Annotated in this window: 14 protein-coding genes and 1 other annotated feature (1 of these 15 only partly in view); of the genes, 8 read left to right on the top strand and 6 right to left on the bottom strand. The window is 47.8% G+C overall.

Annotation, left to right across the window (positions count from 1 at the left end):
- The first annotated feature begins 266 nt into the window (after positions 1–266).
- Positions 267–488, top strand: coding sequence for a DeoR family transcriptional regulator (locus G9F48_RS10370; RefSeq protein ID WP_003152337.1), 222 nt, complete (start codon positions 267–269; stop codon positions 486–488).
- A 151-nt stretch (positions 489–639) separates the two neighbouring features.
- Here the strand turns inward: G9F48_RS10370 and G9F48_RS10365 are convergent, their stop codons facing one another.
- Together G9F48_RS10365 and G9F48_RS10360 are read right to left on the bottom strand one after the other, a co-directional pair.
- Positions 640–1,359, bottom strand: coding sequence for a pseudouridine synthase (locus tag G9F48_RS10365; RefSeq protein WP_007408795.1), 720 nt, complete (start codon positions 1,357–1,359; stop codon positions 640–642).
- 56 nt (positions 1,360–1,415) lie between these two features.
- Positions 1,416–3,053 (bottom strand): putative polysaccharide biosynthesis protein, encoded by a 1,638-nt coding sequence (locus G9F48_RS10360; RefSeq protein WP_165409457.1) that lies wholly within the window; start codon positions 3,051–3,053, stop codon positions 1,416–1,418.
- Positions 3,054–3,260: 207 nt separating this feature from the next.
- Here G9F48_RS10360 and G9F48_RS10355 point away from each other — a divergent pair, with 207 nt between their 5' ends.
- Together G9F48_RS10355 and opuD are read left to right on the top strand one after the other, a co-directional pair.
- Complete coding sequence (locus G9F48_RS10355; protein ID WP_060562756.1) at positions 3,261–4,526, top strand: NAD(P)/FAD-dependent oxidoreductase; 1,266 nt, start codon at positions 3,261–3,263, stop codon at positions 4,524–4,526.
- Between the two features lie 176 nt (positions 4,527–4,702).
- Positions 4,703–6,238 (top strand): glycine betaine transporter OpuD, encoded by a 1,536-nt coding sequence (gene opuD, locus G9F48_RS10350; protein ID WP_165409456.1) that lies wholly within the window; start codon positions 4,703–4,705, stop codon positions 6,236–6,238.
- Positions 6,239–6,273: 35 nt separating this feature from the next.
- On the opposite strand, the gene G9F48_RS10345 is transcribed toward opuD, so the two are convergent.
- The gene (locus tag G9F48_RS10345; RefSeq protein ID WP_003152309.1) at positions 6,274–6,456 is read right to left on the bottom strand and encodes a sporulation protein Cse60; all 183 of its coding nucleotides are present in this window, start codon (positions 6,454–6,456) and stop codon (positions 6,274–6,276) included.
- Positions 6,457–6,656: 200 nt separating this feature from the next.
- Here G9F48_RS10345 and G9F48_RS10340 point away from each other — a divergent pair, with 200 nt between their 5' ends.
- From G9F48_RS10340 to melA, 5 genes are read left to right on the top strand one after another with little or no spacing between them, the layout of a single operon-like run.
- Entirely contained in the window at positions 6,657–7,682 is a 1,026-nt protein-coding gene (locus G9F48_RS10340) for a LacI family DNA-binding transcriptional regulator (RefSeq protein WP_044053540.1), read from the top strand.
- Positions 7,683–7,723: 41 nt separating this feature from the next.
- Positions 7,724–9,001 (top strand): ABC transporter substrate-binding protein, encoded by a 1,278-nt coding sequence (locus G9F48_RS10335; RefSeq protein ID WP_165409455.1) that lies wholly within the window; start codon positions 7,724–7,726, stop codon positions 8,999–9,001.
- A complete protein-coding gene (locus G9F48_RS10330) occupies positions 8,998–9,912 on the top strand; it encodes a carbohydrate ABC transporter permease (RefSeq protein WP_109567138.1) in 915 nt (304 codons plus the stop codon). The genes G9F48_RS10335 and G9F48_RS10330 overlap by 4 nt, the downstream gene beginning before the upstream one ends.
- Complete coding sequence (locus tag G9F48_RS10325; RefSeq protein WP_156735671.1) at positions 9,909–10,730, top strand: carbohydrate ABC transporter permease; 822 nt, start codon at positions 9,909–9,911, stop codon at positions 10,728–10,730. Before G9F48_RS10330 ends, G9F48_RS10325 begins: the two co-directional genes overlap by 4 nt.
- A 22-nt stretch (positions 10,731–10,752) precedes the next feature.
- Positions 10,753–12,051 carry an alpha-galactosidase MelA gene (gene melA, locus G9F48_RS10320; protein WP_165409454.1) on the top strand — a complete coding sequence of 433 codons (1,299 nt, stop codon included), beginning with the start codon at positions 10,753–10,755 and terminating at the stop codon, positions 12,049–12,051.
- Between the two features lie 36 nt (positions 12,052–12,087).
- On the opposite strand, the gene G9F48_RS10315 is transcribed toward melA, so the two are convergent.
- The 3 genes from G9F48_RS10315 to leuS form a co-directional block, all read right to left on the bottom strand.
- Positions 12,088–12,564, bottom strand: a complete 477-nt coding sequence (locus G9F48_RS10315) for a GNAT family N-acetyltransferase (protein WP_236823031.1) — start codon at positions 12,562–12,564, stop codon at positions 12,088–12,090.
- A gap of 84 nt (positions 12,565–12,648) precedes the next feature.
- The gene (locus G9F48_RS10310; protein ID WP_003152299.1) at positions 12,649–12,960 is read right to left on the bottom strand and encodes a rhodanese-like domain-containing protein; all 312 of its coding nucleotides are present in this window, start codon (positions 12,958–12,960) and stop codon (positions 12,649–12,651) included.
- 116 nt (positions 12,961–13,076) lie between these two features.
- Positions 13,077–15,491, bottom strand: coding sequence for a leucine--tRNA ligase (gene leuS / locus G9F48_RS10305; RefSeq protein ID WP_003152297.1), 2,415 nt, complete (start codon positions 15,489–15,491; stop codon positions 13,077–13,079).
- Positions 15,492–15,600: 109 nt separating this feature from the next.
- Positions 15,601–15,773, bottom strand: a binding site (T-box leader) (it continues 41 nt past the right edge of the window).

Raw genomic sequence — 15,773 nt, 5'->3', positions numbered from 1 at the left:
CCGTTTTCATACGGACATGTATAAAAAAAGTTTCAGTTTCCATAATAATAAAAGCGGGCCGGACATAGTAATGCACCAAGGCTGTACCCATTTGAAAAAATTACCTGCGCTTATTCCTAGATTCATGTCGTCCATATCGTGTATAATGGAGGCAGTTAAAAGAGAAAAAACAGAATGTCATCCTTTGTTGCTTATTCGTACGAAGTTTTAGAGTCGAAAGTTGTGGTATATCAAGTCCATCCGATCTTATGATAGGGAGTGGTTTTTTGAAACCTTCAACAAATCGTATGCTGACTCGGATTAAATCAGTTTACATGTTCATCCAGGAAAAAGGCCTTGTGACAACACAGGAACTGGTTGATGAATTCGGCATTACACCTAGAACTATTCAGCGAGACTTAAATGTGTTAGCATACAATGATCTTGTTCATAGTCCTAGCCGAGGCAAGTGGGAGACAACACGAAAAAAAGTGAAAATTACATCTTAAGCGAACAATTACATAAGGCCCTTTTCGGCCTGACATGCTGCAAGGCAAAGCAGCGTCTTTGCCTTGTTTTTTGTTCCTCTATTTGCCTTGTTTTTTGTTCCTCTATATAAAAAGCCCAAAACAAATCTGTTTTGGGCTTTTCTGATATCGATTACACTTCTGCGCCTCTCAGCGTTTCGAGCTCCTCTTCAGTCAGCTCGCGGAATTCTCCCGGTTTAAGATCCGGGTCAAGAGAAACAGCCCCCATCGAAAGCCGCTTCAAATAAGCCACTTCATTTCCGACAGCCTTTGCCATCAGCTTCACCTGATGATATTTGCCTTCTGTAATGGTCAAGTGAATCACCGTTTCATCCGGGCTTTCTGTAATGATTTCAACGGCTGCCGGCTTCGTCTTATAGCCTCCTTCAATGACGACGCCTCTTTCCAGATGAACGATGTCTTCCGGTGACAGAGGTGAAGTTAACCGGACCTCATATGTTTTAGGCACATGCTTTTTCGGAGAAAGCAGGCGATGAGCGAGCTGCCCGTCATTGGTCAGAAGCAAAAAGCCTTCCGTATCCTTATCAAGACGTCCCGCCGGAAACGGTTCAAATCGCTGTTCTTCAGGCGTCAGCAGATCAACCACCGTTTGCTGGCGGCTGTCTTCTGTAGCGGACAGCACTCCTTGCGGCTTATTCATCATGACATAAATAAATTCACGATAGTCTGCCGGCTCTCCGTATACCGTGATGTCCTGTTTTTCCGGATCGACATGGGTTTTCACATCTTTCGCCGGCTCTCCGTCAATCATGACAGCCCCGGCCTTGACGATTTTTTTCACATCTTTTCTTGAGCCGAATCCGCTGTTGGCAAGCAGCTTATCAAGTCTCATCCTGATCCTCTCCTTTAAAAAGAAAAGCCCGCGATAAGCGGACTATTCATTATTTCTCAATGGGCGGAATGCCTGCCTCTCCTCAAAACGCGGGGCAGACGGTTTCCAAACATTTTCTGTAAAAATCCGATTCGGTATGCGGCAAACATGTACACCACACCGCCGACAGCGGCGCAGACAAAGACGACAATCGCCGCATGCACCTGGCCGCTTTGGTATGTTACAAAGAAGCTGAGCAGCCATTGAGTCAGCTTGACCGCGACTCCCATCACGGCGGACAGGACTGCGATTAAAATGACCCGTTTTATAAGTACCGTATACGAATAGCCCGCATGGCGCTTAATCATGATAAAACCGTACAGAAGAGAAGCGATATAACCGAGCGCCGTTGCCAAGATGGCCCCGTCTCCCTGAAACAGCTTGATCAGCGGCACGTTCAGCACCACTTTGATAATGACGCCGATGAAAAGGCTCACGACAGCAAATTTCTGCTTATTAATCCCTTGCAGGATCGCGGCGTTTACGGTAAACAGAGAAAACAGAATCGCGACAGGCGCGTACCAGAACAATATATCCTGTCCGATATCCGGGCGAAGACTTTCAGAGCCGTAGAAGAACGTATAGGCCGGACCCGATAACACGGACATCCCGACAACGGCGGGAATAACCAAAAACAGAATGATTTGCATCGTCTGGTTAATCTGCTGATTCAAAAGCTTATAATTCCTGCTCGTAAACGATTCAGTAATCGTCGGAATCAGCGTCAGACCGAAAGCGGTCGCCAGAGAAACCGGGATCATCACAAGCTTCGGCACATAAAGGGTGACAATCGCAAGCATGTCCTGGCTGATATCCTTATGGCCCGCCGCAATCATCGCTTTATTAAACGTATTCGTATCGATATATGAATACAAAGGAATCGCCAGTCCGACAAATACATAAGGAGCGGCATAACTGAAAAGCTCAATGAACATTTTTTTATAACTTAAGTTCGCAGACGGGACGAGATTCGGCTTCATCGCCAGAAGATCGCCCTTCCGCTTATTCCAGTAAATATAAAGGACAACAAGCCCTCCGAATGATCCGATCAGCGCCGCGAAAGTCGCGTATCCGACTGCGATGACAAGGCCTCCGTTGATCACTCTTAAAATCAAATACGTTGCGCCCAATAAAAAGATGATCCGGGCAAGCTGCTCCACAACCTGTGAAACGGCTGTCGGCCCCATCATCTGATGACCTTGGAAAAAACCGCGTACAAGGCTCATAATCGGCACGACCAAAAGTGCCAGACTGACCATCCGGATGACATAAACGACGTGGTCAATCGTAAGTCCGTTGTTACTCGTGCCGCCGAGAGATGTTTCCGCAAAAAACGGCGCCGAAATATAAAGAATTGAAAAAGCGATCATCCCGGTTACGAGCATAACCGACATTCCCGCTCTCAGCATCCGCCTGCTCGTCTCATAGTCTCCTTTGGAGTTATATTTCGAGACAAATTTTGAAACCGCGGCGGGAAATCCCATCGTGGCAATGTTTAAAAACAGTGTATATTGATTATATCCGTATTGAAACAAAGCTCCGCCCGTCGCTCCGACCATCGCTCCGAACGGGATCAGATAAATCATCCCTAAAATCCGCGATATATAGGTGCCGAGCGTCAGCACGAACGTGCCCCTTAACAATTTGCTTGACATGTTTCCTCATCACCATTTTCTACGAAGATTCAACTTTTCTATTTTAACACAACTGGGCAATTAGACGGTAATAATTACAGCGGGAAACTTTTTGGGAAAGCTCTTTAAAAAACAAAATACGTTTAAGGATTCCCTTTCTTTCGCTATAATAGCAGAAAGCGGACATTTCCGCCTATTATACGTGAAAAAGAAAGTTGTTGATGAAATATGAAACATTATGACGTCATTGTGATCGGCGGCGGTCCCTCCGGTTTAATGGCTGCGATTGCCGCAGGCGAAGAAGGGGCGGACGTATTATTAATCGATAAAGGAAACAAGCTGGGACGGAAGCTGGCGATTTCCGGCGGCGGACGCTGCAACGTGACCAACCGCCTCCCCGTTGAAGAAATCATCAAACACATCCCCGGCAACGGCCGCTTTTTATACAGCGCGTTTTCCGAATTTAATAATGAAGATATCATCGCCTTTTTTGAAAAACTCGGCATTCAGCTGAAAGAAGAAGACCACGGGCGCATGTTCCCGGTGACGGACAAAGCGCAAAGCGTTGTCGATGCGCTTTTGAACCGATTAAAACAACTGAATGTCACCATCCGCACAAATGAAAAAATCAAAGAGGTGCGGTACGAGAACGGCAGGACAGCGGGCATTACGACAAACAATGACGAACACATTAACGCAGACGCCGTCATTATCGCGGTCGGCGGAAAATCAGTCCCGCATACCGGCAGCACCGGAGACGGCTATGCATGGGCGGAAGCGGCCGGTCATACCGTGACCGAACTCTTTCCGACGGAAGTGCCGGTTACGTCGTCAGAACCGTTTATTAAACAAAAAACACTTCAGGGGCTGTCCCTTAGAAACACGGCCGTCAGCGTCCTGAATAAAAAAGGCAAACCTATCGTCACACACGTGATGGACATGCTGTTTACCCATTTCGGCTTGTCAGGCCCCGCCATTCTCCGCTGCAGCCAGTTTGTCGTCAAAGAACTGAAAAAGCAGCCCGATGTCAAACTACGCATCGATCTGTTTCCCGGCATCAACGAGGAAGAGTTATTTCAAAAGATGCACAAGGAACTGAAAGACGCACCGAAAAAAGCGCTCAAAAACGCGCTGAAGCCGTGGATGCAGGAACGGTATCTGCTTTTTCTTCTGGAACGGAATGGTCTTGATCCGCAGACAAGCTTTACGGAACTGCCGAAGGATCAATTCAGGGCTTTTGTCAAAGACTGCAAACAATTTACGGTTGCCGCTGACGGAACGCTTTCTTTGGACAAAGCGTTTGTCACAGGCGGAGGTGTTTCCGTAAAAGAGATTGAGCCGAAACAAATGGCGTCTAAAAAAATGGAAGGCTTATATTTTTGCGGAGAAATACTCGACATTCACGGCTATACCGGGGGCTACAATATCACTTCAGCCTTTGTCACGGGGCGTCTCGCCGGTTTGAATGCAGGACGTTTCTCACGCTCGCTGTAAATGGTTTAAAGCGCATTTACCTGAGCGTCCCCGTTGATAATTGACCAAAAACATGATACAGTTTTCTGCGTTTTGTTTCACCTGATTGAGGGAACAGGAAGAAAGGACTGATCTGCAATCGTGCGACCATACTAAAAAGTGGCGTATTGAAAAAAATAGTCAGAGGGTGAGAACGTTTGAAGAAGAACATCTCCAGTGTTTTTTGGATTGTGATTGTCATCACAGCCGCTGCGGTTTTATGGGGGGCCATTTCTCCTGACAGCCTGCAGCAAGTCACTGATACGGCACAAAAATTTATTACGGATTCTTTCGGCTGGTATTATCTGCTGGTCGTTTCTATATTTGTCGGTTTCTGTCTCTTTCTCATTGTGAGTCCGATCGGCACAATAAAACTCGGAAAACCCGGGGAAAAACCGGAATTCGGCTTATTATCATGGTTTGCCATGCTTTTCAGCGCGGGCATGGGAATCGGTTTGGTATTTTACGGGGCTGCGGAACCGATCAGCCATTACGCCATCAGCTCTCCCTCAGGTGAAACAGAAACACCCCAAGCATTTCGTGATGCGCTCCGGTACACGTTTTTCCACTGGGGGCTGCACGCTTGGGCCATCTATGCGGTCGTCGCTTTATGTATCGCTTATTTTCAATTCAGAAAAGACGCGCCCGGTTTGATCAGCAGCACACTGACACCGCTTTTGGGCGATAAAGTAAACGGGCCGATCGGCAAAGCAATTGACTGTATCGCGGTGTTTGCGACCGTTGTCGGTGTGGCGACAAGCTTAGGGCTCGGAGCGACTCAGATCAACGGCGGTCTGCATTATTTATTCGGCATTCCGAAAACATTTTCCATTCAGCTGATCCTGATCGCTGTCGTGACCGTGTTATTTTTGATTTCTGCGTGGAGCGGAATCGGCAAAGGGATTAAATACTTAAGCAATACCAACATGGCGCTCGCGGCTATTTTAATGATCTTTATGCTCATTGCAGGCCCGACGGTGCTGATTATGAACTCATTTACCGATTCTATCGGCCAATACATCCAAAATATCGTGCAGATGAGCTTTCGCTTGTCTCCGAATGATCCCCAAAAACGCGAATGGATTAACAGCTGGACCATTTTCTATTGGGCCTGGTGGATATCCTGGTCGCCGTTTGTCGGCATTTTTATCGCCCGTGTATCAAGGGGCCGGACGATCCGGGAATTTTTAATCGGGGTGTTGGTGACACCTTGTATATTGGCTTTCTTATGGTTTGCGATTTTCGGTGTATCCGCGATGGATCTTCAGCAGAAAGGCGTATTCAATGTCGCGGGTATGTCAACGGATACGATGCTGTTCGGCGCACTCAGCAACTATCCGCTGACAATGGTGACATCCGTATTAACGCTTGTTCTGATCGCTGTATTCTTTATTACATCAGCGGATTCAGCGACATTTGTGCTTGGAATGCAAACGTCTTACGGCTCTTTGGACCCGTCAAACCGGGTGAAAATCATCTGGGGCGTCATCCAGTCCGCCGTGGCAGCTGTATTATTATATTCCGGCGGTCTGGCCGCACTGCAAAACACGGCCATTCTCGCCGCGGTTCCGTTTTCAGTCGTGATCCTTCTGATGATCGTGTCTCTGTACAAGTCATTAGCGAGCGAAAGAAAAGGAATCAAACAAGCGGAGAAATACCAAAAACCGAGAAGTCCCCGCGTCAAAAAAGCATAATGCATAAAAAAGCCCGGTATTTCATCCGGGCTTTTTTATTTTCGGTATAAAATGAGAGCGGAAAAACAATAAAGCTGCTCACCTTCAGGATCACAGGCCGCCGCTACCGTATATTTAATATCAACGAGCTGTTCATCAGAAATCCCCTTTAAAAATGTATTGACTTCAGTCTGCAGATCCTTTTCATGCTCCTCATCAAAAACAGCTATCTTCAGCACATCACCCTCTCCTTTCTCTATCAATTTATTCCGGTTCAATTGAAATATGATAGAGAAAAACAGATTTTCTTTTTTACTGATTTTTACTAAAAGTAACCAAAAATAGTTATTGAAAACGCTTACTAACATATGATAATATCATTTTAACAATAACCAGGTCATTTCTGTTTAGTAAATATTTAGTAAAAAGGAGATGCGAAATGGTCCGTCTCAAAGATATTGCCTTACAGGCATCTGTATCCAGCGCGACAGTATCGAGAATTTTGAATAAGGATGACTCTTTGGCCGTGACTGATGAAACAAGAGAAAAAGTTCTGAGGATCGCCGATGAGCTGGGCTATCAGCCGTCGGCAAAAAAACGGAAGAACCGCAGCCGCAGCGATTCTGCGCCCCTGATCGGCGTTGTCAGCTGCCTGTCACCGGAAGAAGAACGGCAGGATCCTTATTTTTCAGCGATTCGAAAAGGTATTGAGGAAGAATGCTTTCGGCAAAAAGTTTTTATCACATCTTCTATCCATCTCGGTTCTTTTCAAGAGCATATGTTTCACGAACTGGACGGCGTGATCGTAATCGGCAGCCTGCAAGACGAGGCGCTTACGAATATCAGCGCCGCTTTCAGGCACGCGGTATTTGTTAACGGCACCCCCGATCCCGCCCGCTACGATTCTGTCAGCGTGGATTTTTATGCCGCAGCGCAAAAGGCGATAGAACATCTTCTGTCGCTCGGTTATCAGCGGCTCGGTTATATCGGCGGCCGGGAGCGGGAGCATACCGTCATAGACGGTGTAAACAGCAATAAAACGATTGAGGATAAGCGTCTGACCGCTTTCTTACAAATGGCCGGCGCCGGGCCGGAGCATGTACTGATCGGCGAATACAGCATGCACGAAGGGTTCCGGCTGATGAATGAAGCCATCAAAGGCGGAAGTCTCCCCGATGCCTTTTTTATCGCAAGTGATTCGATGGCTGTCGGCGCTTTAAAAGCCTTGCAGGAAGCCGGCCTTCAAGTCCCGCGCGATACGGCAATTGTCAGCTTCAACGGAATTGATGAGGCAGAATACGCCAGCACGCCGTTATCAACGGTAAAAGTATACACGGAAGAGATGGGCCGGACGGGTGTCAAATTGCTTCTCGACCGTTTAAACGGAAGAACCGTCCCGCTGGCCGTGACGCTCCCCACTTCATTGATTGTCAGACAAAGCTGCGGCTCACAAGAAAGGAGGTGACATGTCCCGCAGCGTTTATATCATATTTAAAGGAGGAAAAGATGAAACGCTTACTGGCTTTGTTTCTTTCTTTTACTTGCATGATACTACCCGGCTGCTCGGCAGAACAGAGCGGCGCCGGAGAAAAGCAGAAAACATTGACAGTCTATTCCACAATATCCTCAGACAGCGAACGCGCCGTATTCAGAAAGTTGGCTGATTCATTCCAAAAAGAACATCCGGACATTCAAGTAAACGTTCATTTCCCAGGCAATGACTACGAAAATATGATGAGGGTCAGAATGGCGGCCGGTGACATGCCCGATCTTTTCGACACACACGGCTGGGCCAAAATCCGCTACGGAGAATATACCGCCGACCTCAGCGGCATGTCTTGGACGAAGCGGCTCGATCCGAATTTAAACAGCATGCTCAAAGACGCCAAAGGCAGAATATACGCCTTCCCTCTGAATCAGGCAAAGGACGGACTGGCCTACAACCGTACAATGTTGAAAAAATACGGAATCAAACCGCCGGGAACAATGGATGATTTTATGAAGGCACTGAGACAGATTAAAGAAAAAAGCGGCGGAACAGTCACCCCCTTTTGGTTTGCCGGCTATGAGAAAAGCTCATTTGCCCAATATTACGATCAATTCGCCGCACCGCTTCTCATCACAGATCCCGTACACCGTTTCAAAAAACAGCTGTTAAACGGAACCTTCCGCTGGACACACTTCACCTATTTATCTGACAAACTGAAAGAGATGCAAAAGGAAAACCTGCTCAATATAGATGCCGTGACGGCAAAACGGTCCCAGCTCATTGAACTGATGGCGCAAAACAAAATCGCCTTTACGCTGCAGGGCGGCACCCTCGGCCAAGACGTCGCTCAAATCAATCCGAAGGTAAAAGTCGGCATCATACCGACCCCGGCCGTCCACAAGGGAGACGCGCCGGTTTGGATCGGAGGCGAACGTTACACGCTGGCGGCATTCAAGGATTCCCCGCGGCTTGAAGAAGCGAAACAGTTCATCGCATTTATGGCCCGTCCCGAGCATGCGAAATCAATTGCCGAAGCGACCTCGCTTCCGGCCGGATTAGTGAATGTGCAAACGGACATTTTCTACGCAAATGACTATAAGCGCTATCAGCATATTAAGGTGCAGCCTTATTTTGACCGCCTTTATTTGCCGAACGGAATGTGGGATGTGATGGGGACAGCCGGGCAGGAGCTGATGGCCGATATCTTAACCCCCGCGGAAATTTCGGCGAAACTCGGCAGGGAATATAAGCGGCTCCGTCTTCAATCTGATTCACAAGGAGCTGAAAAAGAATGAGTGATCTTGCAAGAGAAACCCAAGGATTTCAGCATCAAAAGCCGGTAAAACCCGCGTCACTGTGGTGGATGTACGTTCCCGCTCTTGCCACGGTTTTTATTTTTATGATTTTTCCGTTTGTCAAAGGCGCTTTTATCACATTTACAAACTGGAACGGCTTCTCACAGACGTATCAATGGGTGGGGGTCACTCAATATAAAAGGCTTTTTACAGATCCGGACACGTGGCTTGTTGTGAAAAACACTTTGCTTTACGGCATCGGAAGCACTTTTTTTCAGAATATGCTCGGACTTTTATATGCGCTGCTTTTGAATCAGAGCTTAAAAATGAAGGCGCTCACAAGAACGATCGTCTACCTGCCCGTCATTATCAGTCCGCTGATTATGGGATACATTTGGTATTTTATTTTCTCATATGACGGGGGTGCGCTGAATGATGTACTTGGCGCACTGGGAATCGGTCCTGTCAACGCCTTGGCAAGCCCTGCGGCAAACCCTTGGATTATCGTCATGATTAACACGTATCAATACGCAGGCATTGCGATGATTGTATATTTGGCGGGGCTGCAAAGCATTCCGAAAGATTATTACGAAGCCGCAAAAATGGATGGCGCGGGAGGTCTTCAGCCGTTTTTCACCATCACCCTGCCATTATTGATGCCGGCTGTCACCATCAACATGGTCATCAATATCATCGGAGGGCTGAAGCTGTTTGATGTCATTTTCGCGCTGACCGCAGGCGGGCCGGGCAATTCCTCTCAATCGATGTCGACGTTTATGTATGATTTATATTTTAAACGGCAGGATGCGGGATATGCCGCCGCCCAAGGCGTGTTTATGTCCGTTATTATTCTTGTCATCAGCTTTTCGGCTCTCGTGTATTTCAAGCGAAAGGAGACGGAAATGTCATGAAAACATCCCGAATGCGGATCTTTACGCTGTTGGCTGCCGTTATCTCGTGCGTTCATATTGTCCCCTTTTATATTTTGCTGACCACGTCATTAAAAGCAAAAGGAGACTACAGTTCAAAATGGTCGCTGCCATCCGCCTTTTCATTTCAGAATTTTCGTGAAGCATGGGAGCGCGCCTCTCTCGGGCAATCCTTTCTGAACACGATCATCATTACAGCCGTTTCCGCCGCCTTGCTAATTTTCATGGGTTCGCTTGCCGCATACCCGCTCGCAAGAAGAAATACAAAGCTGAACAAAATCGTCTTCGGCCTTTTGATTTCAATCATGATCATCCCGCCTTTGACTTCCATGGTTCCTTTATACAAGATGGTCGCTGATGCGGGGCTGGTCAATACGCATGCCGCAGCCATTCTCATTAATACGGCTGCATATATGCCGCTGACCGTTTTCTTATATTCAGGGTTTATCCGCTCCTCTATTCCGAAAGAACTTGAGGAAGCCGCCAGGATGGACGGCGCGGGATTGATCAGGACTTTTTATACGATCGTGTTTCCTTTGTTGAAACCGATTACCGCAACGGTCTGCATTATTTCCTGCGTGTTTATCTGGAACGATTACCAATTTGCGATTTTCTTTTTACAAGATCAAAAGGTGCAGACATTGACCGTGGCCATGGCGGGATTCTTCGGCGAAAACGCGAACAATCTTCACTTAGTCGCCGCAGCCGCAATTATGGCGATGCTGCCGATGGTCGTATTGTTTTTGGCGCTTCAAAAATATTTTATCTCAGGGCTGTCCTCCGGGGCGGTCAAAGGCTGAGAAGAAAAGGGAGGAATTTCTGTTGAAGAAAATTACATTTATCGGAGCGGGAAGCACGATTTTCGCAAAAAATGTATTGGGGGACTGTTTACTGACTGAAGCATTAAACGGATTTGAATTCGCGCTTTATGATATTGACGCTGTACGGCTGAAAGAATCCCAGCTCATGCTGGAAAACATGAGAGACCGCTACAATACGAGTATATCCATCATCTCTTACGATGACCGAAAACAGGCGCTTACACAGGCCAGATATGTGATAAACGCCATTCAGGTCGGAGGCTATAAACCCGCGACGGTCATTGACTTTGACATCCCGAAGCGGTACGGTCTCCGCCAGACGATTGCCGATACCGTCGGAATAGGCGGCATTTTCCGTTCCCTCCGCACCATCCCCGTTTTATTTGACATCGCAAAAGACATGGAAGAGGTCTGCCCGGATGCGTGGCTGTTAAACTATACAAATCCGATGGCCTCTCTGACCGGAGCGATGCTCAGACATACAAATGTCAAAACGGTCGGCCTGTGCCACAGCGTCCAGGTCTGTACCAAAGATCTGTTCGACTCACTCGGCATGGATCACGAAGGTACGGAAGAACGCATTGCCGGCATCAACCATATGGCTTGGCTTTTGGAGATTAAAAAAGACGGAATTGATTTATATCCGGAAATTAAAAGACGGGCACGCGAAAAACAAAAGACGAAACATAAGGACATGGTGCGGTTTGAGCTGATGGATAAATTCGGCTGCTACGTGACGGAATCATCTGAGCATAATGCCGAATATCACCCGTATTTTATAAAAAGCCGGTATCCGGAGCTGATAGATGAACTCCAAATTCCGCTTGATGAATATCCGAGGAGATGCGCGGATCAAATCAAAAATTGGGAAACGATGAGAGACGGCATCATCAACAACCAAAACCTGACGCATGAACGCTCGAAAGAATACGGTTCGAGAATTATAGAAGCGATGGAGACGGGCCGTCCGTTCACATTCGGCGGCAATGTGCTGAATACGGGGCTGATACCGAATCTGCCGGCGAAAGCGGTCGTTGAAGTGCCGTGCGCCGCCGTCAAAAACCAAATTATGCCGTGCTATTCCGGCGAACTTCCGGAGCAGCTCGCGGCGCTCAACAGAACAAACATTAACACACAGCTTTTAACCATCGAAGCGGCCGTTACATTAAAAAAGGAAGCCGTATATCAAGCGGCCATGCTTGATCCGCATACGAGCGCCGAGCTTTCCATGAATGACATCATAGCTTTGTGCAATGACTTATTTGAAGCGCACAAAGACCGGCTTCCGGCTTATCATTGATCATTCGCGATCCGGTCCTGGGCGGGCCGGACGCTTTTATATGTTCAGCACCAGTTTGACCGTCTGTAAGGTGTGTCCTTTAAAATCTTCTTCAAATTCACATACCCTTTGAAACCCTTTCGCTTGATAAAAGGACAAGGCGATGCGGTTCTCTTTTTCTGCATGGACATAAAGCTTTTTTACCCCGCCGGACTGCCTGATGCATTCTTTAAGAAGTGCCGTGCCTATCCCGCTTCCCTGGCAATCCGGGTCAATATAGATGGCGGTCAGCTCCGCATTTCCGTCTTTTTGAACCGGGGTGACATTTGCAAAACCGAGCACTCGCCCCTCTTCTTCTGCCACAAAGAACAAAGAATGCAAGAGCCGGCGTTCCATCATCTCATCCTGATAGGCGGATTCGAGAAACTGATCCTGAATGTGTCTGGGAATAATCCCTTCATATGTATGATGCCAGCTTCGTTCTGCGACTTGCCGGACCTGTTTGATATCGTTTGTTTTCATCGCGCGGATCATCGGTTTCACCTGATTCGCCTCCCGTTTTTTTATAAAAAAAGAAGAAAAAGACGCACGTCCCTTTTCTTCTTTCACTTCAAAGCGTTATTTCTTCGGCTTTGTTTCGCCTTCCCACTCCAGCATGCCGCCTTCAACATTAACTGTACGGAAGCCCTGCTCATGTAAATACATACAAACGTTCATGCTTCTTTTTCCGGAACGGCAGATAAATACATATTCCTTGTCCTTGTCTAACGCATCCATCTTCTCAGGGATGTCCCCCATGCGGATATGAACGGCCTCCGGAATCATTCCTTCGGCAACTTCTTCGTCTTCTCTGACATCAATCAGATACAGCTCTTCTCCCGCTTTTAATTTTTCTTCCAGTGCGGCTGTGCTGATTTCATTTATTTTCAATGCGTGACACTCCCATTCATCTTTATGGTGTTAAGTATACCAAAGCCCGCGGTGCAATTTCTATGATAGAGGCCTGATAAAAAAGCCCCTCTCTGTAGGAGAGGGGCTTCGTCCGGTCAGTTTGCCACGATATTGACAAGCTTGCCCGGTACGGCAATGATTTTTCGGATCGTTTTTCCTTCAAGCTGCTCTTTTACTTTTTCGTCAGCTTGTGCGAGCTGTTCTAACGCTGCTTTATCAGCATCAGCCGGAACCATTAATTTCGCTTTTACTTTTCCGTTCAGCTGGACGACGATTTCCACTTCATCGTCCACCAGTTTTGATTCATCATAAGCAGGCCAAGCCTCGTATGCAATCGAACCTTCGTGGCCGAGTTTTTCCCACAGTTCTTCCGCCAAATGCGGCGCAACAGGAGAAAGCAGCTTCACAAAACCTTCGATATATTCTCTCGGCAGTTCATTCGCTTTGTAAGCTTCATTAATGAAGACCATCAGCTGAGAAATGCCCGTGTTAAAACGAAGGGCTTCGAAGTTTTCTGTCACTTTCATAACCGTTTCATGATAGACGCGCTCAAGAGTTTCGCCCGCGCCTTCTGTCACTTTACCCGTCAGCTCGCCGTTTTCCTCGATAAACAAACGCCATACGCGGTCAAGGAAGCGGCGCGCTCCGTCAAGACCTGATTCAGACCAGGCGATAGATGCGTCAAGCGGCCCCATAAACATTTCGTACAGGCGAAGCGTATCTGCTCCGTGAGACGCCACAATTTCATCCGGATTGACGACGTTTCCGCGGGATTTACTCATTTTTTCATTGTTTTCCCCGAGAATCATCCCTTGGTTATACAGCTTTTGGAACGGTTCTTTCGTCGGCACGACACCGATATCATAGAGGAATTTATGCCAGAAACGAGCGTACAGAAGGTGAAGCACGGCATGCTCCGCTCCTCCGATGTAAATATCGACGGGCAGCCATTTATCCAATTTCTCAGGTGAAGCGAGCTGATCCGGATTTTTCGGGTCGATAAAGCGGAGGAAATACCAGCAGCTTCCCGCCCATTGCGGCATCGTGTTCGTTTCTCTTCTGCCTTTTCTGCCCGTTTCAGGATCAGTGACTTCCACCCACTCTTTAATGTTGGCAAGCGGTGATTCACCTGTTCCGCTCGGTTTGATCTCATCGGTTTTCGGCAGAATCAGCGGCAGCTCTTCCGCCGGAACGGCTGTTGACGTGCCGTCTTCCCAATGAATGACCGGAATCGGCTCGCCCCAATAGCGCTGGCGGCTGAACAGCCAATCACGCAGACGGTATGTCACTTTTTTCTCACCGTTTTTCGTTTCTTCAAGCCAGGCGATCATTTTTTCAATCGCTTCCGCTTTATTCAGTCCGTTCAGAAAGCCGGAATTGACATGTTCTCCGTCTCCCGTGTACGCTTCCTCTTCCGTGTTTCCGCCTTTTACGACTTCTTTGACAGGCAGGCTGAACACTTTGGCGAATTCAAAATCACGTTCGTCATGCGCCGGCACGGCCATTACAGCGCCCGTTCCGTAAGAGGCGAGGACATAATCCGCTATCCAGATCGGCAGCTTTTCCCCGTTTGCAGGGTTTACGGCATATGCACCTGTGAAGACGCCCGTTTTTGTTTTCGCAAGATCCGTCCGTTCCAGGTCACTTTTCGCCTGAACTTCTTTAACATAAGCGTCTACCGCTTCTTTTTGTTCAGGTGTCGTGATGGCCTCCACAAGCTCATGCTCAGGAGCCAGTACGGCATAAGCCGCGCCGAACAGCGTATCCGGTCTTGTCGTAAAAACCGTAAACGTGTCATCAGTGCCGTCGATCGCGAAATGCACGTTTGCGCCTTCTGAGCGTCCGATCCAGTTGCGCTGCATGTCTTTAATGCTTTCCGGCCAGTCAAGTTCTTCTAAATCTTCAAGAAGCCTGTCCGCATAAGCGGTGATTTTCAGCATCCATTGTCTCATCGGGCGGCGTTCAACCGGATGGCCGCCCCGCTCGCTTTTGCCGTCAATAACTTCTTCGTTCGCAAGCACCGTTCCGAGCGCCGGGCACCAGTTGACCGGCACTTCGTCTACGTAAGCGAGCCCTTTTTCGTACAGCTTGGTGAAGATCCACTGCGTCCACTTGTAATAGTCCGGATCAGTCGTATTGATTTCACGATCCCAATCATAAGAAAATCCGAGTGATTGGATCTGGCGGCGGAAATTATCTATATTTTGTTTTGTGAACTCAGCCGGATCATTCCCCGTGTCAAGCGCGTATTGCTCGGCAGGAAGCCCGAACGCGTCCCATCCCATCGGATGAAGCACATTGTACCCTTGCATGCGTCTCATGCGTGAAAGAATATCGGTTGCCGTATAGCCCTCCGGATGTCCGACATGAAGGCCGGCTCCTGAAGGATACGGAAACATGTCAAGCGCGTAAAACTTCGGCTTGTCATTCTCTTCACTGACGGCGAACGTTTTATGATCCAACCAGTAATTCTGCCATTTCTTTTCTATTTTTTCGTGCTGAAAACTCAACGTAAAAACCTCCTTCTGATTGAATACGGCGTATGTAGTCCAAGTATTGACGGGATGAGGAAGAATATATTCAGATTATTCTAAAACTAAAAAAAACTCCCTCATCCCTAAAAGGGACGAGAGATTTTTGTTTCCCGCGGTACCACCCTCGTTAGCGCGGTTTTAAGCCGCACTCACTTGATACTTTTAACGCAGTTATGCGTCAGCGGTTTTGCCGCTGCAACTCTGAGGCGAGTTCGGAAACAGACTTGATTGACTTGCACCGGCCGTCAACTCTCTGAG

Origin of the sequence: Bacillus sp. EKM420B (assembly GCF_011065565.1) — a bacterium.
In the GTDB taxonomy this organism is placed as follows: domain Bacteria; phylum Bacillota; class Bacilli; order Bacillales; family Bacillaceae; genus Bacillus; species Bacillus velezensis.
The sequence above is the reverse complement of the archived record's forward strand: the minus strand, read 5'-3'. Positions and strand labels throughout refer to the sequence as shown.